15 protein-coding genes and 1 tRNA gene are annotated in these 24,125 nt (G+C 44.0%); 14 read left to right on the top strand and 2 right to left on the bottom strand.

Going from position 1 to position 24,125, the window contains the following annotated elements; translation table 11 throughout:
- Positions 1-11 precede the first annotated feature (11 nt).
- Positions 12-800: a CPBP family intramembrane glutamic endopeptidase gene (locus AC3E9V_RS24045; protein ID WP_488750720.1), complete on the top strand. Its 789-nt coding sequence runs from the start codon at positions 12-14 to the stop codon at positions 798-800.
- Positions 784-1,758, top strand: coding sequence for a porphobilinogen synthase (hemB, locus tag AC3E9V_RS24040; protein WP_488750719.1), 975 nt, complete (start codon positions 784-786; stop codon positions 1,756-1,758). Before AC3E9V_RS24045 ends, hemB begins: the two co-directional genes overlap by 17 nt.
- A gap of 951 nt (positions 1,759-2,709) precedes the next feature.
- On the opposite strand, the gene AC3E9V_RS24035 is transcribed toward hemB, so the two are convergent.
- Positions 2,710-2,787, bottom strand: a tRNA-Pro gene (locus AC3E9V_RS24035).
- 386 nt (positions 2,788-3,173) lie between these two features.
- Between AC3E9V_RS24035 and AC3E9V_RS24030 the strand changes: the two genes are divergently transcribed.
- The 11 genes from AC3E9V_RS24030 (at position 3,174) to AC3E9V_RS23980 (ending at position 22,509) form a co-directional block, all read left to right on the top strand.
- Positions 3,174-3,818, top strand: coding sequence for an RNA polymerase sigma factor (locus tag AC3E9V_RS24030; RefSeq protein ID WP_488750718.1), 645 nt, complete (start codon positions 3,174-3,176; stop codon positions 3,816-3,818).
- Between the two features lie 165 nt (positions 3,819-3,983).
- Complete coding sequence (locus AC3E9V_RS24025) at positions 3,984-5,015, top strand: FecR family protein (RefSeq protein ID WP_488750717.1); 1,032 nt, start codon at positions 3,984-3,986, stop codon at positions 5,013-5,015.
- Between the two features lie 125 nt (positions 5,016-5,140).
- Positions 5,141-8,401: a SusC/RagA family TonB-linked outer membrane protein gene (locus tag AC3E9V_RS24020; protein WP_488750716.1), complete on the top strand. Its 3,261-nt coding sequence runs from the start codon at positions 5,141-5,143 to the stop codon at positions 8,399-8,401.
- A gap of 12 nt (positions 8,402-8,413) precedes the next feature.
- Complete coding sequence (locus tag AC3E9V_RS24015) at positions 8,414-10,111, top strand: RagB/SusD family nutrient uptake outer membrane protein (RefSeq protein WP_488750715.1); 1,698 nt, start codon at positions 8,414-8,416, stop codon at positions 10,109-10,111.
- A gap of 262 nt (positions 10,112-10,373) precedes the next feature.
- Positions 10,374-12,428: a family 16 glycosylhydrolase gene (locus AC3E9V_RS24010; protein ID WP_488750714.1), complete on the top strand. Its 2,055-nt coding sequence runs from the start codon at positions 10,374-10,376 to the stop codon at positions 12,426-12,428.
- Between the two features lie 183 nt (positions 12,429-12,611).
- Positions 12,612-14,600: an RICIN domain-containing protein gene (locus AC3E9V_RS24005; protein WP_488750713.1), complete on the top strand. Its 1,989-nt coding sequence runs from the start codon at positions 12,612-12,614 to the stop codon at positions 14,598-14,600.
- An 867-nt stretch (positions 14,601-15,467) separates the two neighbouring features.
- Positions 15,468-16,871, top strand: a complete 1,404-nt coding sequence (locus tag AC3E9V_RS24000) for a family 43 glycosylhydrolase (RefSeq protein ID WP_488750712.1) — start codon at positions 15,468-15,470, stop codon at positions 16,869-16,871.
- Positions 16,872-16,882: 11 nt separating this feature from the next.
- Entirely contained in the window at positions 16,883-19,831 is a 2,949-nt protein-coding gene (locus AC3E9V_RS23995; RefSeq protein WP_488750711.1) for a glycosyl hydrolase 115 family protein, read from the top strand.
- 9 nt (positions 19,832-19,840) lie between these two features.
- Positions 19,841-20,644 carry an SDR family oxidoreductase gene (locus AC3E9V_RS23990; protein WP_488750710.1) on the top strand — a complete coding sequence of 268 codons (804 nt, stop codon included), beginning with the start codon at positions 19,841-19,843 and terminating at the stop codon, positions 20,642-20,644.
- A gap of 200 nt (positions 20,645-20,844) precedes the next feature.
- A complete protein-coding gene (locus tag AC3E9V_RS23985) occupies positions 20,845-21,576 on the top strand; it encodes a rhamnogalacturonan acetylesterase (protein ID WP_488750709.1) in 732 nt (243 codons plus the stop codon).
- A gap of 177 nt (positions 21,577-21,753) precedes the next feature.
- Positions 21,754-22,509, top strand: coding sequence for a TMEM175 family protein (locus AC3E9V_RS23980; RefSeq protein ID WP_488750708.1), 756 nt, complete (start codon positions 21,754-21,756; stop codon positions 22,507-22,509).
- 42 nt (positions 22,510-22,551) lie between these two features.
- Here AC3E9V_RS23980 and AC3E9V_RS23975 read toward each other — a convergent pair whose 3' ends face one another.
- A complete protein-coding gene (locus tag AC3E9V_RS23975) occupies positions 22,552-23,685 on the bottom strand; it encodes a hypothetical protein (protein WP_488750707.1) in 1,134 nt (377 codons plus the stop codon).
- 168 nt (positions 23,686-23,853) lie between these two features.
- Between AC3E9V_RS23975 and AC3E9V_RS23970 the strand changes: the two genes are divergently transcribed.
- Complete coding sequence (locus tag AC3E9V_RS23970; RefSeq protein WP_488750706.1) at positions 23,854-24,123, top strand: hypothetical protein; 270 nt, start codon at positions 23,854-23,856, stop codon at positions 24,121-24,123.
- Positions 24,124-24,125 lie beyond the last annotated feature (2 nt).

Genomic DNA, 24,125 nt, shown 5'->3' with positions numbered 1-24,125 from the left:
ATAATACGCACATGAAAGAAACCTATCCGAATATCAAACAGACCTTTGGGTTGTTTGGGTTTTTTATATTAAGCTCACTAGTTATCGGCATGGCCATTGGCTTTTCAGGGTATTCCGGAAGTGGGGAAACCTTAAATACCTTCCTGATGATGCTCCTCATCAATGTGGTTGTGATTGCGATTGGGTTAAATTTCAAACAGGCTAATTTTTCTTACCTGGTAGGTAAAAAGGTTAAAACAGCGCCAATCGTTTTTCTCCTGGTGGCCCTGTTTGACATCTTCATGGTGATAACCATCGACCCCATTACTGAACTCATCCCCATGCCTGACTTTTTTCGGGAAATGTTCGAAGAGATGATCAAAAAAGATTTCTGGTCTTTTCTTTCCATTGCTATAGTTGCCCCCATTACAGAAGAATTGCTCTTCAGAAGAATCATCCTGGAAGGGCTGGAAAAAAACTACGGGCCGAAGAAGGCTATCCTTTGGTCGGCATTTTTCTTTGCGCTGTTTCATTTAAACCCATGGCAAGGGATTGGTGCTTTTTTAATTGGTGTCTTTTTGGGCTGGGTATATCTCAGATCCCGAAGCATCTGGGTGTGTATCTTCTTTCATTTCTTCAACAATTCGGTGGCTTTCCTGGCCTTTTACTTTACAGAAGATATGAATGCCTCGATCACGAACCTCACCGGATATGACTATCGCCTGGCCCTGATCATGGGATTGTCCCTGGTTGGGATGTATTTTTGCTATAAACTACTGGATCGACAGTTTAAACTGAAACCAAATGAATCTCGAACGTAGGCCCCGAAGAAACCGCGCAACTGCAGCCATCAGAGACCTGGCTCAGGAAACCCACGTCACAGCCAATGACCTGATCTTTCCGCTTTTCCTGCTTGAAGGAAATAACCGCCGGACCGAGGTGGCTTCCATGCCGGGGATTTACCGGCATAGTGAGGACCTGATCCTGAAAGAGATCGAAGAATGCCTGAAGCTGGGGATCAAAGCCTTTGACATTTTCCCGGTAGTGGACGAACAGTATAAAGACAAACTGGCCACGAAAAGTTACGACAAGTCTTTTTTCTACCTGAAAACCCTCGAAAAGGTCAAAAGGGAATTTCCGGAGGCCCTCGTAATCACCGATGTGGCGATGGACCCCTACAGCTCGGACGGGCACGACGGGATTGTCAAAGAGGGCAGGATACTCAATGACGAAACACTGGAAGTTCTGGGAAAAATGGCCCTGGCCCAGGCAGAAACCGGCATTGATATGATCGGACCATCTGATATGATGGACGGACGGGTTGGCTATTTGCGAAATGTGCTGGATGATGCAGGCTTTACCAACGTGGGCATCATGTCTTACACGGCCAAATATGCCAGCGCTTACTATGGACCCTTTAGAGATGCCCTGGATTCGGCACCCAGGTTTGGGGATAAGAAGACCTACCAGATGAACCCTGCCAACAGGAAAGAAGCTCTGCTGGAGGCCGAGCTTGATTTCCAGGAAGGCGCTGACGTGCTGATGGTAAAGCCGGCCATGGTTTACCTGGACATTATCTCAGATCTGAAAGCAAACTTTGAATTGCCGATTGCTGCTTACAACGTATCCGGAGAATACTCTATGATCAAAGCTGCGGGCCAAAAAGGCTGGCTGGATGCGGCGAGGGTAAGGGATGAAACGCTTACCGCTATCAAGCGTGCGGGCGCGGATATGATCCTCACGTATTTTGCCAAGGAGTTTCTGAAGGACCCGACTTGAATGATATCGAAACCCTGTCCCGAAGCTTACAAGTCGGAGGGCCGCTGGTTCACAAATTAAGGGGTGAGAAGGACCAAATCTGAAAAGCAACTTCAACACTTCGCGTCTCTTTTCCATTTCACCTCTGACCTGTCAAATGAAAAAAGCTGAACCATATATACGGATCAGCTTTTAGTTGTGTCGAGGTGACTGGATTCGAACGCGCACGGCTAGTGCAGCGGCCCCCCGCTGGTTCTACAACGAACCGAAAACAAAAAGCTGACCAATAACATGATCAGCTTTGTTGTCTGGTCGAGGTGACTGGATTCGAACGCGCACGGCTAGTGCAGCGGCCCCCCGCTGGTTCTACAACGAACCGAAAACAAAAAGCTGACCAATAACATGATCAGCTTTGTTGTCTGGTCGAGGTGACTGGATTCGAACGCGCACGGCTAGTGCAGCGGCCCCCGCTGGTTCTACAACGAACCGAAAACAAAAAGCTGACCAATAACATGATCAGCTTTGTTGTCTGGTCGAGGTGACTGGATTCGAACGCGCACGGCTAGTGCAGCGGCCCCCCGCTGGTTCTACAACGAACCGAAAACAAAAAGCTGACCAATAACATGATCAGCTTTGTTGTCTGGTCGAGGTGACTGGATTCGAACGCGCACGGCTAGTGCAGCGGCCCCCCGCTGGTTCTACAACGAACCGAAAACAAAAAGCTGACCAATAACATGATCAGCTTTGTTGTCTGGTCGAGGTGACTGGATTCGAACGCGCACGGCTAGTGCAGCGGCCCCCGCTGGTTCTACAACGAACCGAAAACAAAAAGCTGACCAATAACATGATCAGCTTTGTTGTCTGGTCGAGGTGACTGGATTCGAACGCGCACGGCTAGTGCAGCGGCCCCCGCTGGTTCTACAACGAACCGAAAACAAAAAGCTGACCAATAACATGATCAGCTTTGTTGTCTGGTCGAGGTGACTGGATTCGAACCAGCGGCCCCCACGTCCCTAACGTGGTGCGCTAACCGGGCTGCGCTACACCTCGAATTTATTTGGATGGCAAAATTAATTAAAAGTACGAAAGGAATAAGTAGTCCAGACAGATTTCTGGTAGAGGGATGTTTGCTTAGAATTAAGATATTTTGGGCCATGCAGATCCTTTCAATGTTGGTTTTGGTGGATCTGTTGCTCATTACTTAAATTTTCATTTGTTGATAGAATCAATTTTTGATGATCTAAAATCATAATGAAAAATTTTAACACACAAATAAGATGATGTAATAAGCGCTTAAATAACAGGAATTTTTCAATAGTCGGTCTGTTAGGAATTCATACTGCTGGATATATAAACTATTAATATATTTCAACGAACTTGATTGATTTTGATCTGATTTTTAATACCTTCATTTTTCGAAAAATACTGATTTTCATTTGAAAAGGCCTCAAAACATAACGGATCGACAGGAGAAATCAACCTTGCAAATCAATGGTGTTGATCAGTTTTCAGAGAAGAATGAACGTCTGGTTTGGCAGCAGTTTATAGACGGAGATGACCAATCTCTGATTTATATCTATAGAAAGTATATTGATACCCTATTTAGATATGGCCAGCAGTTTTCCCAGCGTTATGAGTTTGTACAAGACTGCATACAGGAATTATTTTATGAGCTGATTAACAAACGCAAATCGCTATCACAAGCCAGGTCAATTAAAGGTTATCTGCTGGTTTCTCTGAAAAGAAAGATACTTCGTGGAGTTAAGAAGGAAGAGCGACTGCAGCTTGAAGACGATGGGTTTACTTTTTCTTTCTCCGAGTCTACTATTTCAATGAATACAAATCTTCGTGAAGAGGATTACAATACTATCTACCAAAAGATTAATGAGCTACCATCAAGTCAACGTGAAGTAATTTTCCTTTACTTCTACGAAGGAATGGGGTACGCCGACATTGCTGAAATTATGGATATTAAAGTTGCCACAGCCAGAACCATGACATACCGAGCCCTTGAAAACCTCGAGAAAAAACTCGGACCTCACCTCAGCTCCTTCTGCTTTCTGATATTACTTGCTCAGTAAGTCTACAAATTTCGTTGTTATATTTTCAATGAAAATACATAATAACTGAATATATATTCAATTATATATCTAAATACCTGTCAAATATGTAAATATTGTAATTCATAGTCGTTATTTCCGTAACGCATGTCTCTTTAATGATAAAAGTGCTTCGTATAGCGATTCATGAACGAGGAAAAAAATATTGTATTTGACTTATTAAGAAATGAGCATTTTGTCCGGTGGGTAAGGAATCCCACCGAGGAGTCTAACCATTATTGGACGAAGTGGATATCCAAACATGAAGCCAATAACAAGGATGTAGAAATTGCCCGGCACGTCATCCTCACGGGCACGCTTAGAAACAATCAGCCCGTGTCCGATGAGAAATATGATATGATGCTTGAAAACATCATGGACTATGCTCGGCAAGGACGCGGAAACGGTTACAATAGACTTCCAAACCTACGGCGATACTTAAGAATAGCCGCAGCTGTGGTTATGGCGATACTCGGTACGGTTATTATTAAGAATAATCTCGAACCTTCAGACCAATTAGCTAATGTTAAAACCATAGTTAAAGAGGCCCCCAACGGCAGCAAGTTGACCACCAGACTTCCGGATGGAACCACCGTAACACTGAATTCAGGTTCTGTCCTCACATTTCCGGAAAAATTTGATGCAGACACACGAAAGGTGAGATTATCCGGTGAGGCTTACTTTGAAGTGGCACATAACCCCTCAAAACCATTTCTGGTTCATTTCAGAGATCACCAGGTAAGGGTGCTTGGTACATCATTTAATATCAGATCCTATGAAAATGAAGGCTTTACAAAAGTTGCCGTAGCCACTGGTAAGGTTTCTTATTCCATTGATGAAGGAAATGAGGTAACACTCCGGCCTAATGAGATGGCCTGTCACGTTAAGGGTTCAGCTAAATTTAAAAAAGATGTAGTTAACAGATTAGATGCTTTTGGGTGGAGAGAGCGCATTCTTTACTTCGAATCTAATTCGTTTGATGAAATCAGGGTAGCTCTGGAAAGATGGTATGGAATTACAATTACTACCACCAGAGATTTTCACCCCAGTGGGAATTATTCCGGGAAATTTGATAACCCCTCAATCAAGGAGGTTTTGACCGGACTGTCATTTATATATCGTTTCGATTTTACGATCGAAGGGTCAAATGTTTTAATAACCAACCAGACAACTAACTGAATAGCTTATGAAAAGATGAAAGACAAACACCACAAAAAAAGCCCATAACTCTGAGTCATCGGCAAAATGTATCAAGAGTCATGGGCCAAAAGTTTTCGATAATCAATTACCAAAAACAATTTAAAATGAACACAAATCTACGAAAAATACTAATCCGGATGTCAAAATTGTGCATTTACGGCATTATTATTCATCTGTCCATCTTTCTGGTATGCGCCAGGGACGGAAACGCTCAACATAAGAGCGTTAATGAAATTCAGATAAAAATTGATCTGAAAAGGCCTGTAACATTAGATAAGGTGCTCAATTCAATTGAAGGCGAGACTGATTTTCAATTTTCGCACATTGAGGACGAAATAAATACTTCTTCATATTTTCTGAAGCTTGGCTCTCGTGATTATTCTCTGGGAGACTTGCTTCGGAAAATCTCCGCGAAAACGGATCTTGCTTTTCGAAGAGTGGATGACCACATCTTTATCAGGAAAAAAGATAAGGATTCGGAATCGCTGACTGAGCTGATTCAGGAACAGGAAACCATTACGGGCACCGTCACAGACGAGAATGGAGAACCTCTCCCCGGTGCCACAGTGATAGAAAAGGGAACAACAAACGGTACCATTACGGATGTCGATGGGAAATTTTCATTGAATGTGCCCGATGATGCTACCCTGCTGGTCTCATTTGTTGGGTATAAACCCAAGGAAATAGCTGTAGGAGGTCTTTCTACTGTCTCCGTATCATTGGAGCTCGACGTGGAGAGTCTTCAAGAGGTTGTCGTAATTGGTTATGGGGCTGTTAAAAAGGAGGATTTAACAGGCTCTGTGGCTTCAATAGATTCAGAAACCATTACAGCAACCACCATTACAGATGCCGCAGGAGCTCTCCAGGGAAGAGTACCCGGTGTGAACATTGAAAAGAATGTTGGAAGACCAGGTAGTGGCTTTGGTATTACTGTCAGGGGGTTGAGTTCACTCCGTGACAATGGGAATAGTCCACTATTTGTAATTGACGGTATTCCCACTACCTCAGGGTTGACCGACCTGAACCCTAATGACATTGCAAAGATAGATGTACTAAAGGATGCCTCTGCTACGGCCATTTATGGTTCACGTGGCGCCAACGGGGTAGTGATTGTGACCACCAAAAGAGGGACAGAAGGAAAATTCACCATTCAGTATGATGCCAATTATGGGGTTCGTACCCCCACTAATCTTCCTGATATGATGAATGGAGAAGAGTATGTGGCATGGAAAACATACCTGGATCCTGATTTTTTTGATGCAGAAGAACAGGAAGTAATAGACAGGGGCGACTATACCGACTGGATAGATCTCACCCTTCGAAACGGTATGCAGTTTAGCAATACGGTGACCGCTTCAGGGGGCGATGCTAAGGGGACCTTTGCCCTGAGTATTGGTCAGCTTAAAGAAGAGGGTACTGTCCCGGGCCAAGACTTTAACCGCTACAACATGCGCCTGAACATTAACCGGAACTTCGCTGGAAAATGGCAAGCGGGAGGAAATCTCTATTTGTCCAATAGTGTACAGAATGAGGGAAGCTTCGAGACATTAAGGTCGGCCTATCGAATGCCTCCGGTAGCCGATCCTTATGACGAAAATGGTGAACTGAAGTTTATCCCATGGAGATCGGATTATTTAAGTAACCCACTACTGGAATTTACGGATGATGGCGAGATAAGAGAAAACCGCCGTTACAGGTTTTTTGGTAACGTGTATTTGCAAGTTGAGCCCCTGGAAGGATTGACCTTGCGTTCACAGCTTTCCCCTCAGATCATTTACAGGCGTCAGGGTCAATACTATGGGATAAATGCGAAAAACGGTGGTCGTCAGGTAATGGAAAACACGAGCGCCAGTTATTCAAGAAGAGACTTTTTTTCCTATGTGCTGGACAATCAGATCGGCTATCAAAAAGAAGTTGGTCAGAATAACTTTAATCTTAGTTTGATCCAAAGTATCCAATACGAGCAGTGGGAAGACGGTTGGCAGTCAGCCAGAAATTTTCCCTACAACAGCAAATGGTATAACCTGAGTGCTGCAGAAGATATCACGTCTTCCGGTACGAATTATCTGCAGCGCACCCTGGCCTCATTTACAGGCAGGCTCCAATACTCATACCAGGACAGGTACCTCTTTACAGCCACTGGCCGTTATGATGGTTCTTCCAGGTTAGCTGTAGGCAACAAATGGGCATTTTTCCCCTCAGCTGCTGTGGCCTGGAAGTTATCTGAGGAAGGCTTCATGCAAGGTGTTGGTCAGGTAGATAACCTGAAACTCAGGCTAAGCTACGGGGTGACTGGTAACGATGCGATTGATATTTACGGTACTCAGTCCAATACTTCTCAGTGGTATTATGATTTTGATGGTATGGCTTCTCCGTCTTTTTATAAAAACCGCTTAGCCAATACTGATCTCACGTGGGAAAAAACAGCAGAGATCAATTTTGGCCTTGATTTCGGACTCTTCAATTACCGGCTAGGTGGTAGTGTGGATCTATACAGACGTGATGCCAAAGATCTGATCATGGAGCGTCAACTACCCTCGACAAGCGGTTGGGGAAGTGTGTGGGACAATGTTGGTTGGGTGAGAAATACCGGAATTGAAATTGGATTAAATACACTCAATGTACAAACCAGCAATTTCTCCTGGACTACCGACATCATTTTTGATAGCAACAAAAACGAGATTGTGGAATTGTTTGGAGAGAAGAAAGATGATATCGGAAGCAGATGGTTTATTGGTGAGCCGATCCGGGTCAACTATGATTATGAGTTTGACGGTATCTGGCAGCAGGATGAAGCGGCTCTGGCTGCTGAATACGGTCAGGAACCGGGACAGGTAAAGGTTAAGGATCAGGATGATAACCAGGTTATTGATGCCGATGATCGAAAAATAATCGGTCAGCGAACTCCGAAATGGAGCGGAAGTATTACCAATACTTTAAACTACAAGAACTGGGATTTTTCAGTATATGTATATACCAGACAGGGACAGCAATTATATAGCACATTTGTCGCGTCTTTTATGGCCCTTGAGGGGAATTATAAAAACGTGGATGTGGATTACTGGACTGCGGAAAATCCTTCCAATAAATATCCTGAGCCAGGCAACAAAGGCCAATATTTTAATAGTATGAGATACCAGGACGTTTCATTTGTCAGAGTGGGCAATATCTCCCTGGGCTATACTTTGCCTACGGAGTGGATGAGTAAGTTGAACATAAGCAAACTTCGGCTTTACATTACCGCGACTAATCCGATGGTATTTACACAATATCCGGGGTATGATCCTGAGTGGGCAGATACCAACACCTGGGGTGAAGCCACTAGCTATGCTACTTATCTGATGGGGATTAATCTTGAATTTTAAATCGATTTACCAATGAAAGCTATTTATAGATATATTATTGTAGGCCTGTTGGCCACGCTTAGTTTTTCCTGTGAGGATTTTCTCGAAGAAGAAAACAGAAGCAATGTGAACTCTGATATCTACTTCACAGATGAAGCAGGATACGAATCGTTAGTAAGTGCGGCATATGCATCGTTGCGTGATGTTTGGGGTGATGACCCATGGCTGTTTTGCTTGGGGGTAGACATTTACACCCGGGGAGAAAGCGAACAAGTTGGCGGTACGTACCAAAACCGCGATGTGTTCAGCAGCCAGCTAAACGAGTATACGGCTCTGGATGCACAAAATAATTTTGTTGATGAGTTCTACTCGGATGTTTACCAAGCTATACAGATTTGCAATACCGCCATTTCAAGGGCAGATGGAGTCAGTGGAATGAGTGAGGAGAAAAAACAACAGCGTATAGCAGAAGCCAGGTTTCTCAGGGCTTATTACTACTATTTACTGGTAGAGCAATTTGGAGGAGTTCCTATTGTCGAAGATGAAATAACCACTGCTGTAACTCATTTTGAGAGAGCTTCGGAAGAAGCTGTTTATGAGTTTATTGTCGCAGAGCTGGAGGAATCAATGGCAGATGTGCCACCAACCGCAGAGGCGTTTGGCCGGGTGACAGAAGGGGCAGTTAAAAACCTGCTGGCACTGGTACATCTCACCAGAGGTTATAAAACTTATGCTGCATCCGATGATTTTTCCTTAGCGGCTTCTCTGGCCGATGAAGTGATAAATGATTACGGCTATTCACTTTTAGGCACTTTTGATGAAGTATTTACCCCTGGCAATGAAAATAATAGTGAGATTATTTTTTCCATACAGTATGACCAGGAATCGCTAGGACCTAATCTGGAAGGAAATGGACAAAGCGCCCATTGGGGATGGGAACTGTGGGTAAAAGAAGCCGGTTTTGAACGTGAAAATCCGGAATATAACTGGAAGAAAACACAATTTACGCCTACCCAGTTTCTATATGGACTTTTCGATACCGATATCGACAGTCGGTATGATGGTACGTTCTTAAGTACTTTTTATGCCACAACAGACGTCCCTGATGAGGGTATTGAAGCAGGTGACCTGAAGGTTTATTTTCCCAAGCCGGACCAACCATTCACAACGGCAGACTCAACTGCCTTTATGGCTGATAACCCGAATGCCAACATCATTACTTTTCCAAAATGGAAGCAGGATATTGAAGGTATTGGGGGTGCAGGCAAATATCCAATGGTTTGGAAATTTCATGACCCCAATTCCTTGTTCCATGGCAACACAACCCAATACAGGAGTACCCGGGATATCTTCCTTTTCAGGCTTGCTGAAACTTATTTGATTGCAGCCGAAGCATATCATATGTCCGGTGATAATTCTACGGCCGCAGATAGAATTAATGAAGTTAGAAGACGTGCGGCTATTCCTGGAAACGAAACGGCAATGGAAATTGCGGCCGGGGATGTGGACCTTGACTTCATCCTGGATGAAAGGGCTCGTGAACTGACCGGCGAATACAAGCGGTGGATGGACCTGAAAAGAACAGGTAAATTAGTGGAACGTACCTTGCAGCATAACAATCTTGCACAAAGCGCAGGTCAGCTACAAGAGTTTCATTTGCTGCGTCCGATCCCTCAATCAGTAATTGATCGGGATGCTGGTGAATTCCCGCAGAATCCGAATTATAATTAATTATTTCAATCACACAAAGCTCAAAGGGCTCCCATCATTTGGAAGCCTTTTGAGCTATCTGTCTCATTTAAATTATACACTCCAAAAATAACGTTAAACCGTGATCCAAAGCAAAATTTTCAGCATTCGACACTGTATCGAGTAGGGTATGCCAGGCACTTATGCTGGCCTGGCAGGGATTGGAATTTTTAGAAAACATGACAGTTACGTGGGTGCGATAATTTTTGTTTCCATTTCATCAAAAACAAAAATTTAAAATACCATGAAACTACGACCTAAAACCTATAGTAATACACAAGTCCTGGTCATCATATTGTTAATATGTCAGGTATCATCCTGCAACATGATAGATGAATCTGAACCTAATGACTTGCAGACACCGCTAAAGGCTGCAGAAGCAGCAACCGATCCAAACCCAATCGACAAGCCGGGCTATGTACTGGATCGCAATGATGAATTCGACGGCACCACGCTTGACACGAGTTTGTGGATTCCCAGTTACTTATCATACAGGACTACAGAAGAGCGGGCAGCAGCCAGGTACGAATTAAGGGACGGCAATTTGGTATTGAGGATTGATGATGACCAGCCTACCTATTACCCTGGCAACGCTATGAAGGTGTCGAGTTTCCAGACCGGTCAAAGAGATTACCTTCATAAGGATAACATTAACCATAGCACCCCGACAATTATGAAGTATACGCCACAGTACGGCTATTTTGAGATTCGCGCCAAACTCATTAACCAGACAGGGTATCATTGTGCCTTTTGGACAACCGGAGTAAGGGATGAACCCTGGCAGGAAGGAGAAATTGACATTATGGAACAGTATGGCGGTAATCGTTCTAACAATTTCAATTTGTTCAAATGGGATGACCCAAATCTTGCTACCAGTACCTACGGCATGACACTTCCGTTTGATCCGTCAGGAGGATATCATATCTATGCGCTTGAATGGGATCCTAATTCCATCAAATTCTATGTAGACAACCAGTTATACAGGACGGTTAACCAATCACCTAATTATCCTGCGGTATTCTATTTAAGCATATATGAAAATGCCGGATGGACAGGAACAGCAGATACCAGTCCACATCTATACCCCAGAGAGTTTGTTATTGATTATTTCAGAGCATATAAGAAAGAAGCTGTGATCAGTAGTTCCATTGAGGCTGAAAATATGATCCTTGAAAACTACTCAATTGAGAGCAATGCAGATGCTTCAAATGGTTCGTTGATCAGGACAAACGGAACCGGAACCGCCTCCGCTACCTATGACGGCCCAGCAACAACCACCGACATCAAAGTGAGCTATTTTGACGAGACTGACGGAGTCTCATCCTACAAACTTTATAGGAATACTACGTTGATCGATCAGTGGACCGCTGACCAGGATTTAGGTTCTGATGCTCCGGTAAGCGCCACCTTAACCAGCCGGATTATTCCGGATGTCGCATTGAATGATGGGGATGTCATCAAGATCGAGGGCGCTGTAGACAATTTTGAATATGCTCGCGTGGATAAAATAGAGCTTCAATCCGGAATAACCAATTCAGTAGAAGCTGAAAATATGGCCCTTACCAATTATTCGGTTGAGAGCAATGCCGATGCTTCAAATGGTTCGTTAATCAGAACGAGCGGAACCGGAACCGCAACCACTACCTATGACGGTCCTGCAACAACAAAAAACATCAAAGTGAGCTATTTTGATGAGACTGATGGGATCTCATCCTACAAGCTTTATAAGAACAGCACATTAATAGGAGAATGGACTGCCAACCAGGATTTGGGTTCTGCTGCTCCGGAGAGTATAACCCTAACGAGCCAGACCTTTGCGGATGTGACATTGAATGACGGAGATATCATCAAGATTGAGGGAACGGCCGATAATTATGAATACGCCCGTGTGGATAAAATAGAGCTGCTTACTTCAACATCCAGTTCCATAGAGGCTGAAAATATGACCCTTACCAACTATTCGGTTGAGAGCAATGCAGATGCTTCAAATGGTTCGTTGATCAGAACGAGCGGAACCGGAACCGCAACCACTACCTATGACGGTCCTGCAACAACAAAAAACATCAAAGTGAGCTATTTTGATGAGACTGATGGGGTCTCATCCTACAAGCTTTATAAGAACAGCACATTAATAGGAGAATGGACTGCTAACCAGGATTTGGGTTCTGCTGCTCCGGAGAGTATAACCTTAACGAGCGAGACCTTTGCGGATGTGACATTGAATGACGGAGATATCATCAAGATTGAGGGAACGGCCGATAATTTTGAATATGCCCGTGTGGATAAAATAGAGTTCTGATCCTTAACTGGTTTTCAAATCACCGGAAAAACGAAACAGCATGTCAACAATATTTAAAAAAAAATGAGCCCCTGCGACCACCAACCCGCAATAGATCGGGACGCAGGAAATTATTACAAATTCGGAATATAATTAACACAAGATCAATGTAAATATTTTTAATTAACCTAATTCTAAACATTTATGAAACAGCTAACTACGTTACTTGTTCTGTGTCTTTTGGTTCTTTCAGCCTGGGCACAAGAGTTAAAACCAATTGCACAAGAAGTTGCAGCAAGAGTATCAACCAACGAGGCATTTGCCGAGAGTGGTGACCTTTTTGAATTAGCCAGCGCCAGCAAACGAATAGCCACAGCTGAGCAAATTGAAGATGCCAGTGTGCTTGAGCTACAGCCCAATGCATTACAGCAGTTAATTGCGGAGAGCCCGTCAAATTTAGAATTAACCATTCCTGTAAATGCCGGAAGTATGGTTCTCCAGCTATATGAAGTGGACCTCTTCAGCGAAGGATTCTACGTTACTACTTCTGATGGCCAGCAGTTTGCCCCTGAAGGAAAACATTATCGGGGGATCATTGATGGCGATAACGAATCGCTGGCAGCTATCAGCATTTTTGAAAATGAGGTCATGGGGCTGGTAGTTGATAACACCGGCAATACGGTTTTAGGAAGGATCGGAGAGACAGGGAATGATTATGTTCTTTATAACGACCGGAATTTAAAAAATTTCGAACCTCCGACATGCCAAACGACTGCTGAGCATTTAAAATTTCCGCTAGAAGACCTGCCCGAAACAGGTGGCCGCATACAAGCGACCAGTTGTGTTCGCGCATACTGGGAGGCGGATTATGAGCTTTATCAAAATAAAGGAAGTGTTAACAATGTTGTCAATTATCTGACAGGTCTTTTTAATGAATCAAAGATCATCTATGACAATGATGGAATAAGTATAATGCTTCAGGAGATCTATGTATGGACTTCTTCAAGTCCCTACTCAGGCACTACTAACAACAAGCTGTCACAGTTTAAAAACTACCGTACCTCTTTCAATGGTGATTTGGCACACTTGATCCATGCAGATGGAGGTGGCGGAGTGGCCTATGTAAATGCCCTCTGTGCATCCGGCTGGAACTATGGGGTTAGTAACATCAGCACATCTTATGCAAATTACCCGACCTATTCCTGGAGTGTGATGGTGGTCACACATGAGCAGGGGCACATTATGGGGTCTCAACATACGCATGATTGTGTATGGAATGGCAACAATACGGCTATTGATCATTGTGGCGGAAACTCTTGTTGGGCTCCGGAAGATTATCCTTCTGATGGAGGTACCATTATGAGTTATTGCCATCTGCAGAGTGTGGGGATCAACCTGACAAAAGGTTTTGGGCCTCAGCCTAAAGCTCGTATTGCAAATGCTATAAATTCCAAAGGATGTCTGTCTGGTACCTGTGGTGGAGGTGGTGGTAGCACCTATTATACCATGACCAATAGAGCTAGCAGCAAATGTGTGGATGTGGCCGGTGCATCAACAAGTGACAATGCAGATATTCAGCAATGGGATTGTCATGGCGGTGATAATCAAGAGTTTGAATTGGTGGATGCCGGAAGCGGTTATTATTACCTCAAAGCACGACATAGTGGAAAATGTCTCCGGGCAGTCAATGGCAATGTAGTGCAGTATACCTGTAACAACGGCTGGTGGAGTGAGATGTTTGAAAGAGTAGATGCAGGAAGCGGGTATTACATTCTGGAAAACCGCAACACAGGAACCTGCCTCCGGGTAGAGAACAGTTCCGGGTCAAATGGCGCAAGTATTGTGCTTGAATCCTGCAACACCGGCTGGTGGAGTCAGCAGTTCTCCTTTTCCGGTTCCAGTAGCTCCCTCTCAGAGGAAACTAAAGAGTCAGCAGCGACAGCCGAAGATCTGACCTCAGATGTGGCGGTTTATCCAAATCCGAGTGTCGATGGAGACTTCATCATAGAGGTTCCGGAAACGTTGGTAAATGCCAAACTGGCAATCTTCAATCTGTCAGGAATGGAGCTTTTCACCATGCAGCTGGAAGGGAACAAAACGACTCCTGTAAAGGCAGGACTGAAGCCGGGAATGTACTTTGTGAAGGTTATTGGGGATGGCGACAGCATAGAGAAGAAGCTGGTAGTTAAATGATAAGCATATTACCGTCATAATGATAAAGTGACACTGGTAGGCAGAAGGTTTAGGGGCTTATCCCCTGGCCTTCTGTATACTGGTGAAAAACAATCAACCCATTTCAGTTGGAAAATAACAAATAAACGATAGCAACAAATAATAGAATCATAATTTATATACCTGATGAATTGAAAGCACTATAATTGAAATAGTTTTAATGCAGCAGGAACTGGATAAATTCATTGAAAAGGCCACAAAATATAACGGATCGACGGGAGTAATTCGCTGAAATTGTGGATATAAAAGTTGCAACCGCCAGGACTAATCTGGGCGAATGATTAAATAAGAGTTCAGAGTACTAAATGATATGAAATAGAAATGATAATCATGTGCAGGTCGATATTTTTACTGTTATTCTTACCATTTACTTTATTTTCTCAATCCGTAGAGACCCCTACCCACTCAACAAAACAAACCAGTGATAGTAGCTACACCCCGTACATTAGCCTGAAATTCTCAATGTTTGCCGGTAGTAAATGAAAAAGACACCTCTTATATCTATACAGGCGATTAATGGTCCTTTCCCAAACAGGCTCCTATGTATTGCAGACCAATATCAAATAGTCTCCTGTCGAATTGAAGAAGGATCAATAAAAGACATATAAAGAATTAAGAGATAACAATTATGATAAATGAAGTATTCAAACTTGATAAAGAATTGCCAAAGCTGATAGATAAATATTTACTTAAGTAAAAATGATCATTTTACAAAGACCGATATTTTTGCTACTATTATTCTCACCATTTACTTTATTATCTCAATCCGTAGAGACCCCTGCCCACGCAACAGAACCAGCCGCAGATAGCCTATACACCAATCCAATCATGGCAGGAGACTACCCAGACCCCTCCATCTTCCGGGATGGTGACGATTATTACATGACCCACTCGTCCTTTGAGTATTACCCGGGATTACTCATCTGGCATTCCAAGGACCTGGTGAACTGGGAACCGGTCTGCCGCGCCCTTCATAAAAATGTGGGTTCGGTTTGGGCACCCGAGTTTCTCAAGCACCAGGACAAATACTACATTTATTTTCCGGCCGGTGGCACCAATTGGGTGATCACTGCTGACAGCCCCGAAGGACCATGGAGCGATCCGGTGGATCTGAAGGTTGGGCAAATTGATCCGGGCCATGTGGTAGACCTGGATGGTAAACGCTACCTGCACCTGAATTACGGAAAAGTTGTTGAATTGTCTGACGATGGCTTATCAGCAAAGAGTAAAGAAACGTCTCATTCCTATGACGGCTGGGACATTCCCGATGACTGGGATGTGGCTTGTAAATGCCTGGAAAGCCCAAAACTAACGTATAAAGATGGTTATTTTTACCTCACTGTGGCCGAAGGGGGCACAGTGGGCCCGGCCACTGCTCACATGGTAGTGTCTGCCCGGTCAAAATCACCCCTTGGCCCCTGGGAAAATTCTCCCTACAACCCGATTGTCCATACCTGGTCAAAAGATGAAAAATGGCATGCCAAAGGGCACGGTACTCTTGTTGAGGACCGGGAGAAGAATTGGTGGATCGTGTATCATGGCTATGAAAAAGATTTTTACACATTAGGAAGACAAACTTTAATGGAGCCAGTTGAATGGACTCCGGATGGCTGGTTTAAAGTTCCTTCAGGAATTCAAACCGATTTGCCCATCAGGAAGAAAGTTCTTGAAAATGAAGGTCCGAAATTTTCATTGTCTGATAAGTTTGAGGGGGATCAACTGGGTCTGCAATGGACTTTTTTTAAGGAATACAACCCATCACGAGCACAGGTCGGCGATGGTAGGCTTCAATTTAAGGCCGAAGGGGATAATCCTGGCAACAGCGCTCCATTGTTGTGCATCCCATCGGATGAATCCTATGAAATACAGGTGAATTATGAACTGAGTGGCAATGCACGGGGAGGAATAGTCCTCTATTATGACCAGTCGATGTATGCCGGACTGGTCACAGCTGAAGGAAAATTAACGATATACAGGAGAGGTCAGCCCCTTAATGCAGGCACAAATCCAATGGGGCAAACCGGCTATCTGAAAATCCGGAATGTAGAAAATATGGTTACTTTTTATTATAGTCCCGATGGCGAAAAATGGGAGAAGATTCAGCGTTCGTTTGTAGTGGATTCTTACAATCACACTGCCTTTGGAGGTTTCCTTTCTCTACGGGTTGGCTTGGTTTCGATCGGAGATGGAATGGTCAACTTCCGGGAGTTCATATATTCAAAAATTGATTAATAATAGCGCTAATGTTACGACTGAGTAAAGTAAAAAAACCTTCATTAAAATTCCACGCCGTTGTTGGTGTTGTCCCCAACAACTTTCGGAAAATTTCTTCATTATTCATACTCCTGTGCGTTGCTGTTTTGGTCTTGTCATGTCACGAAAGCAAAAGTCAGGTTCTCTTCAAAGAGGATGGTACTACCACCATATACGTAGACCAGAATGAAAGTGAACTGGTTCATACAGCACTGTCCATGCTGCAGAAAGATGTAAAGGAGGTTTTCAATGCTAAACTTGATGTAGTCTCAAACGAGTCCGGATATGCGAAAGTGATAGCCGGTACTATTGGGAAAAGCCCGGTAATAGCAGAAATGGCTGAAAATGGACTTGTCGATCTTTCACAAATAAAAGATCAGTGGGAGTCCTATTTGATCAAAAATGTAAAGCGGAACGGCCAACAAGTACTGGTCATAGCAGGAAGTGATAGCCGGGCCACTGCTTATGGCTTGCTTGAAATATCCCGTATGATCGGTGTTTCACCCTGGGTATGGTGGGCAGATGTGTCTCCTGCAAAACAAGAAGCCTTTGAAATTTCCGAAGCCCTATTGATTCAGGATGCGCCAAAAGTAAAGTTCAGAGGGATTTTTCTCAACGATGAGGACTGGGGCCTGCAGCCCTGGGCCGCCAAGACCCTTGAGCCGGAAACCGGCGACATTGGGCCTAAAACCTATGAAAAGATCTTCCAGTTGCTTTTGCGCCTGAAAGCCAATGCCATCTGGCCGGCCATGCACCCTTGCACCAAAGCATTTTATACCATTCCCGGCAACAAGGAAATGGCCGCAAAATATCAGATTTTCGTGGGCACCTCCCATGCTGAGCCGATGCTTAGAAACAATGTAGACGAATGGGACCATGAAAAGTTTGGTGAGTACAATTATGCTACCAATAGTGGTACTGTAAAGCAATATTGGCAGCAGCGACTTGAAGAATTAAGCGAAGAAGACAACTTCATTGTAACACTCGGCATGCGGGGAATCCATGATTCGGGAATGCAGGGCCATTATACCCCGGAGGAAAAAGTGGAAATGCTGGAAACGATCATCAGCGACCAAAGAGGGATGCTGGGAAATGTGTTGAAAGAAGACGTAAAGGACATTCCTCAGGCATTTGTACCCTATAAAGAGGTTTTGGAAATTTACAGCGAGGGAGCCCAAATTCAGGATGATGTAACCCTCGTTTGGCCGGATGACAACCATGGTTACATTCGCCAGCTGTCCAATGCAGAAGAACGCAACCGGTCCGGTGGCGGAGGCGTCTATTACCACATATCCTACTGGGGCCGTCCGCATGATTACTTGTGGCTGGAGTCCGCTCCGGTATCGCTCATCTGGGAAGAGATGAACAAGGCCTATCATACCAATGCCAAAGACATCTGGATCGTGAATGTGGGTGATATCAAGCCCAATGAAATTGGCATGAACTTTTTCCTGGAGATGGCCTGGAACCCGGACCAGTTCTCGCCCGAAAACCTAGGTGCGTACTATACCCGGTTTGCCGAAGAGCAATTTGGTGATGCCTACGCCGAGGAGATCGGAGAAGTTCTCACCAACTATTTTCAATTGGGCTTTTCGCGTAAGCCCGAGCATATGGGATGGACCAGCGTATACCCGAACACTCAAATACAGGACCCTGAATTTTCCATGTTTAGCAATGGTGATGAGGTGCAGCAAAGAATAGATGCATACAGCAAACTGGAAGACCAGGTGGAAACTTTACAGAACCAACTCCCTGATCATTTAAAAGATGCTTTTTACCAGCTGGTGGCCTATAAGGTACAGGGAGCTGCTAACATGAATAAGAAGCTCCTGTATGCCTACAAAAGCCGTGTTTATGCACAGCAAGGCAGAGTAAGCGCCAACGCATATGCAGAAAAAGCCAGGGAAGCTTATGAGCAGATAAAAGAAATCACCACCCGCTACAACCGGCAAAATGATGGGAAATGGATGCACATGATGAGCTACAATCCACGAGAGCTGCCCGTTTTTGGCATGCCCGAGGTTGGTCGTTTTGAACCCACTCAAAAAACAGCAGGAGGGATTATTCTTGAGGGAATTTCGCAACCGGTTGAGCCGGGTAAGCAGGTTTCTTTACCCACCTTTCTTTCAGCCACCGACCGGCAATATTTCATCGATGTTTTCAATGCAGGATCGGAACCATTGAAGTGGACAGCTAAAGCCAAAGACCCATGGATTCAAATTTCATCAATAGAAGGAGAAACCTCTGCTGAGGAGCGCATCTGGGTCTCGGTGGATTGGTCCCAAATGAAAGATGAGCCGGACCAAACATCATCCATAAAATTCAATGTTGGGAATTCGGCATATCAAATCCAGGTGAAAGCTCAGCAGTTGGATATATCAGAAGACAAGCAGCTATTTGTAGAAGACAATGGCGTTATATCCATAGAAGCGGAGCATTTCAGTGACGCGCAGAATAGCCAAAATAATGAATGGAAACTCATACAGGGGTTAGGTAGACAAAATGATGCGGTGGGTAGTTTTCAAATAACTTCCAGTCCCCTAGAGGTACCAAATGAACAAGCGCCGTCTCTGTCCTATGAATTCTTTACCCGGTTAGCCGGGGAGGCAAACCTCCGATTTTATTGTTTGCCCTCTCAGCCGATAAATTCGGATTACAAGCTCCGGTTTGCTGTAAGTATTGATGATGAAAAACCCATCGTAGTAGACGCATCCCTCAAAGAAGTAATGAATGAATACAACAAGGAGTGGAGTATGAATGTACTTCGGGCTACCAACATTACTGAAATCAAAGTAACCATTCCACAAACAGGGAGACACCAGTTAAAGATCACCATGATTGATCCGGGAGTGGTACTGGACAAAGTAGAGATCCTGCAAGGCAGGAAAATGAACTCATATTTCGGATCAAAGGAAACTAAATTGATAACCAACAAGTAATTCTGATTAATGTTTGAAGTTAAAAATAAAGTCATTGTTATTACCGGAGGTACGGGCGTACTGGGGAGCAGCATAGCAAAATCCATGGTCAATGCCGGAGCAAAAGTGGTCATTCTCGGGCGCAATCCGGATAAGCTTAAAAGTACCATAGATTCCCTGGGTAATAATGAAAACCTGATCGGCTTTAGTTGTGATGTTCTGGATAAAACCAGGCTTCATGAAGTCAGCGGTCAAATTCTCAAAAAATGGGATTCAATTCATGTGCTGATCAATGTGGCGGGAGGAAATATGCCGGAGGCCAATATAAATGATGATCAGACAGTTTTTGATATAGATATAGATAACCACAAAAAGGTCATGGACCTCAACCTCGATGGTACCGTCATCCCCAGCCTTGTTTTCGGAAAAGCCATTGCCGAAGGTGGTGACGGGTGTATTATTAACATCTCATCCATGGCCACCTATTCTGCTATCACCCGGGTAATGGGTTATTCAGTAGCTAAAACAGGCGTCAACAATTTCACCCAGTGGATGGCCATGGAAATGGCGCTGAAGTTTGGCGACAAAGTGCGGGTGAATGCGATCGCTCCCGGTTTTTTTATTGGCGATCAAAACAGAAAAGTGCTCATTAATCCCGATGGGTCTTATACAGAACGCAGCAAGAAAGTGCTGGCTCGTACTCCAATGAAGCGCTTTGGAAATATTGATGAATTGAATGGGACTGTACAGTTTTTATGTTCAAAGGCAGCTTCATTTATCACGGGTGTTGTCCTCCCTGTAGATGGAGGATTCAGTTCTTTTAGCGGTGTGTAGTGGGAATAAAATGTATAAGCTAAGTGGAGAATGGGGTTTGATACAAATATTTCCCCTTTTTTGATTCAAGGTGTTTCAACCCAACTCAAAATTGTTTCTTAGACTGACGGCTATGGGGCGATGGGGTTATTTCAACGACCATGATCAGTATATCCTACGGTCTATATATTAAAATTTGACATACTAATTATATTCGTTCTATGAGGACAGCATTATTATTAATAGCCTTTTTGTTTCTGGGCTGCCAGTCTCAGGATAAGATCACATTACATTTGATTGGTGATAGCACCTGTGCCCCCAAAGCAGAGCACAGGCGTCCTGAAACCGGTTGGGGAGAGAAGTTTGAACAGTTTTTCGATGAAGCTATTACGGTGCGTAACTATGCCCGAAACGGTCGCAGTACACGTACTTTTATAGAAGAGCATCGTTGGGATTCTGTTGTTGCTGCTTTGCACGTGGGCGACTATGTGTTCATTCAGTTTGGTCATAATGATGAAGTGCCAACTAAAAAGAGCTATACCACACCGGAAGAGTTCAAAGCCAATCTGAAACGTTTCATATCGGAGACTCGTGCAAAGGAGGCAACACCTGTTTTGCTCACCCCCGTAAGCAGAAGGCGTTTTGACGAGTCGGGTAATTTCTTCGACACCCATGGAGAATACAGCGCCCTTGTCAGGCAAGTCGCAGACGAAACGGGCGTGCCATTCATAGATATGCATACCATCAGTATGTCGATCCTGGTACAGTACGGGGAGACGAAATCCAAAAAACTCCATTTACACTGCGCTGAAGGTGAATGTCCAAACTACCCCAAAGGAATCATCGACGATACCCATTTCAGCGATCTTGGCGCAACTGTAATGGCCGAGGCGTTATCTAAAGCTATCGCCGACGCTGATATTTCACTGAAAGATCATATACTGATGCCCTAGTGTTATCCGTGCAATGTTTTTTCAAGGCAATTGCTGTTAAAAGTATAAGGGATAGTCTCTGCAATCCTGACAACTTTCTGGTCATGCGTAGGATCACTCTGAAAAGGACCTCTTCTGCAAGCCGGAATTTTCAGCAGATCTACTGTTTTTTAGCTCACCTTTCACTATTTTCAAAGGATGAGAAAATGGATGAAAGACCAGGAAGTGGGTTTAGACCCATATTTCCGCTACCGCGGCAAGAACCAAACCCGGGTGGAGGCATTCAGTGATGCGGCTTTTGCTCTGGCTGTTACCTTGCTGGTACTCTCTTCTTCCGTGCCGGAAACCTTCTCCGAGTTAAAGGACTCTATGCGAATGATCATACCCTTTGGGATCAGCGTCACCCTGATCGCGCTTATCTGGTATCAGCACTATGTGTTTTTTCTCAAATACGGGCTACAGGATAAGGTGATCATCGCATTTAATTCCGTGTTGATCTTTTTGATACTCGTTTATGTCTATCCGCTAAAGTTTTTATCCAGATTTCTCTTCGAGCTATTTGTGTCGGTTTTTACAGGTGATTACGCTATCCTCAACTCCGCATTTGGAGACCTTAACATGCCCAACATGCGCTTTTTAATGGTAATGTATGGGCTGGGGGCTTCGTTTATCTTCCTGATGCTGGCCATTATGTACCTGTCTGCCCTGAAGCGGAGCAAATTACTGGAATTAGACGCCTACGAGCGATTTATTACCAGAAGTAGTTTGGTAACCAATGTATTGATGGGCTTTATACCCTTGCTATCAGTACTACTTTCGCTGATCGATTTTGGATCCACCTCGCTTACCTTTTCAATCGCTGGTTTTAGTTATTTTCTGTATCCCATAGTTATGCCTGTCTATGGATTTATAGTCAGGAAACAGCTTAAAAAACAATTTCCTGACTATATCTGAATACTACTTTGTTAAGTAGCCAATTCGGCTCCCAAAGTTGGACTAAATCCTCCTGTAATAATAGCTGATCTTATTGATCACCTGATCATAAAGAGGTGCAGTAAACTCCTCAAACATCAGCTGAGGGCTGGGGATGCCTATTTCCTTGGTATTAACCATATCTAATTCCTCATCGCTCAGAGCACGCTTATCCCCATTAAAATTTGCCCATTGAATAGACCATGTGTAATTACTCGGGAATTTCTCCTGAGAAACAACCTTATTCAGGTCATTGTCATAGATCTTAAAATCCAGCACACCCCTGCCGGTAATGGATTTCTCATGAATTTTCAGGTCTGCTTTTACCGTGCCATACACAGGCTCTCCATTGCTTTTGCCTATCTCCACACTGTCACGGCTTACCTCCCGCTCTATGGTCCTGCTGGAGACATTGCCCAGTGAAAACTGATCAAACTCCATGCGGATCACATGATCTACAAAGTCAAGGTTTTCAGCTTTGGCCTCACCAGGAGTGTAAAAACGTACGTAATCATTGATGTTGGCATTGTGGAGGTATTCGTTGATCTTATTTACAAAAAACTCATGCCGGACATTCAAAACCCTTACCGGTGCCGGAATGGGCTCAACCACTACTTTTAACGTAGCGTAATACAATGCCTCATTCATTTTCTCCTCCACATCTTTGTACCTGGGAACAAAACTTCTGGCGCGAGCAAAATGCTGATGGGCTTCTATGGCTTTATTCCTGTTTTTCTTAAACTTCAGGGCGTCCATACCCATCTCATACCTTACCTCTGCTGCAGATTGATTGGCAGAAGCCAGCTGAGCATCATACTTCGCCGGATTAGGCACCACATCCCTGCAGCCGGGACACCGGACGATCTGATCATACAGGTAATTGATCTGCTGGTAATTTGCTGAGACCACTTCCCACTTAAAAGGGTCGCTGGATACTTTGGCTCTTTCCACATTATCCCGATGTACACTTACCGCCAGTCGATAGGCTTTTTTAAGGGTAGATCGGGCTTTTTTATGGTCATCATTTGACCGCAACCTGTTTACGGCCTGGGCTACAGCTTTGTCATAGTCTCCTTTTTTCAAGGCTTTTTTACCACTGGCACATCCTGCCAGCACAAAAAGGATCACTAAAAATCGGATGGTAGAAATTGCTTTCATAGTCTAAGGGTTTGGTCCAATAAAGATACCAATACCAGAAATAATGCCAATTTAAATTTTCCAACTCCCGTACCTCCCATCAAAAAGAGCTTTCTCGTTCATAAAATATCTCTTTGATCCTATTCGGAATTTTTATACTTTCAATCTGTTTATCAATTTTTCATGAAGATGTCACTTAAGATCAAAGATTTTGTTCCGGAAAAAACCAAAGGTGGGCTCTTTAAGTCAGGAAAAGTCCAAAAGTTTGAAGAAGTCCTTCAGGAAGCTAACCAGTGGGTAGCTGACAACCCTTCTGCGAAGATTATGAATGTAGAAACCCTTCTGCTGCCTAATATCCATGAAAGTGACGAGGAAGGCAGCACAGACACAGAGCTCTGGACCGCAGGAGAGGCAAGCTCACACTGGTATCAACTCATCCGGATTTGGTACAGAGACTGAGT

This window comes from Marinoscillum sp. HNIBRBA16962 (assembly GCF_057801515.1).
This window is presented reverse-complemented; position numbering and strand designations above follow the sequence as displayed.

Excerpts from the sequence above, each read along its gene's own strand:
- AC3E9V_RS24045 (WP_488750720.1), top strand. The coding sequence starts at position 12 with ATGAAAGAAACCTATCCGAATATCAAACAGACCTTTGGGTTGTTTGGG.
- hemB (WP_488750719.1), top strand. The coding sequence starts at position 784 with ATGAATCTCGAACGTAGGCCCCGAAGAAACCGCGCAACTGCAGCCATC.
- AC3E9V_RS24025 (WP_488750717.1), top strand. The coding sequence starts at position 3,984 with ATGAACGAGGAAAAAAATATTGTATTTGACTTATTAAGAAATGAGCAT.
- AC3E9V_RS24020 (WP_488750716.1), top strand. The coding sequence starts at position 5,141 with ATGAACACAAATCTACGAAAAATACTAATCCGGATGTCAAAATTGTGC.
- AC3E9V_RS24015 (WP_488750715.1), top strand. The coding sequence starts at position 8,414 with ATGAAAGCTATTTATAGATATATTATTGTAGGCCTGTTGGCCACGCTT.
- AC3E9V_RS24010 (WP_488750714.1), top strand. The coding sequence starts at position 10,374 with ATGAAACTACGACCTAAAACCTATAGTAATACACAAGTCCTGGTCATC.
- AC3E9V_RS24005 (WP_488750713.1), top strand. The coding sequence starts at position 12,612 with ATGAAACAGCTAACTACGTTACTTGTTCTGTGTCTTTTGGTTCTTTCA.
- AC3E9V_RS24000 (WP_488750712.1), top strand. The coding sequence starts at position 15,468 with ATGGCAGGAGACTACCCAGACCCCTCCATCTTCCGGGATGGTGACGAT.
- AC3E9V_RS23995 (WP_488750711.1), top strand. The coding sequence starts at position 16,883 with ATGTTACGACTGAGTAAAGTAAAAAAACCTTCATTAAAATTCCACGCC.
- AC3E9V_RS23990 (WP_488750710.1), top strand. The coding sequence starts at position 19,841 with ATGTTTGAAGTTAAAAATAAAGTCATTGTTATTACCGGAGGTACGGGC.
- AC3E9V_RS23985 (WP_488750709.1), top strand. The coding sequence starts at position 20,845 with ATGAGGACAGCATTATTATTAATAGCCTTTTTGTTTCTGGGCTGCCAG.
- AC3E9V_RS23980 (WP_488750708.1), top strand. The coding sequence starts at position 21,754 with ATGAGAAAATGGATGAAAGACCAGGAAGTGGGTTTAGACCCATATTTC.
- AC3E9V_RS23975 (WP_488750707.1), bottom strand. The coding sequence starts at position 23,685 with ATGAAAGCAATTTCTACCATCCGATTTTTAGTGATCCTTTTTGTGCTG.
- AC3E9V_RS23970 (WP_488750706.1), top strand. The coding sequence starts at position 23,854 with ATGTCACTTAAGATCAAAGATTTTGTTCCGGAAAAAACCAAAGGTGGG.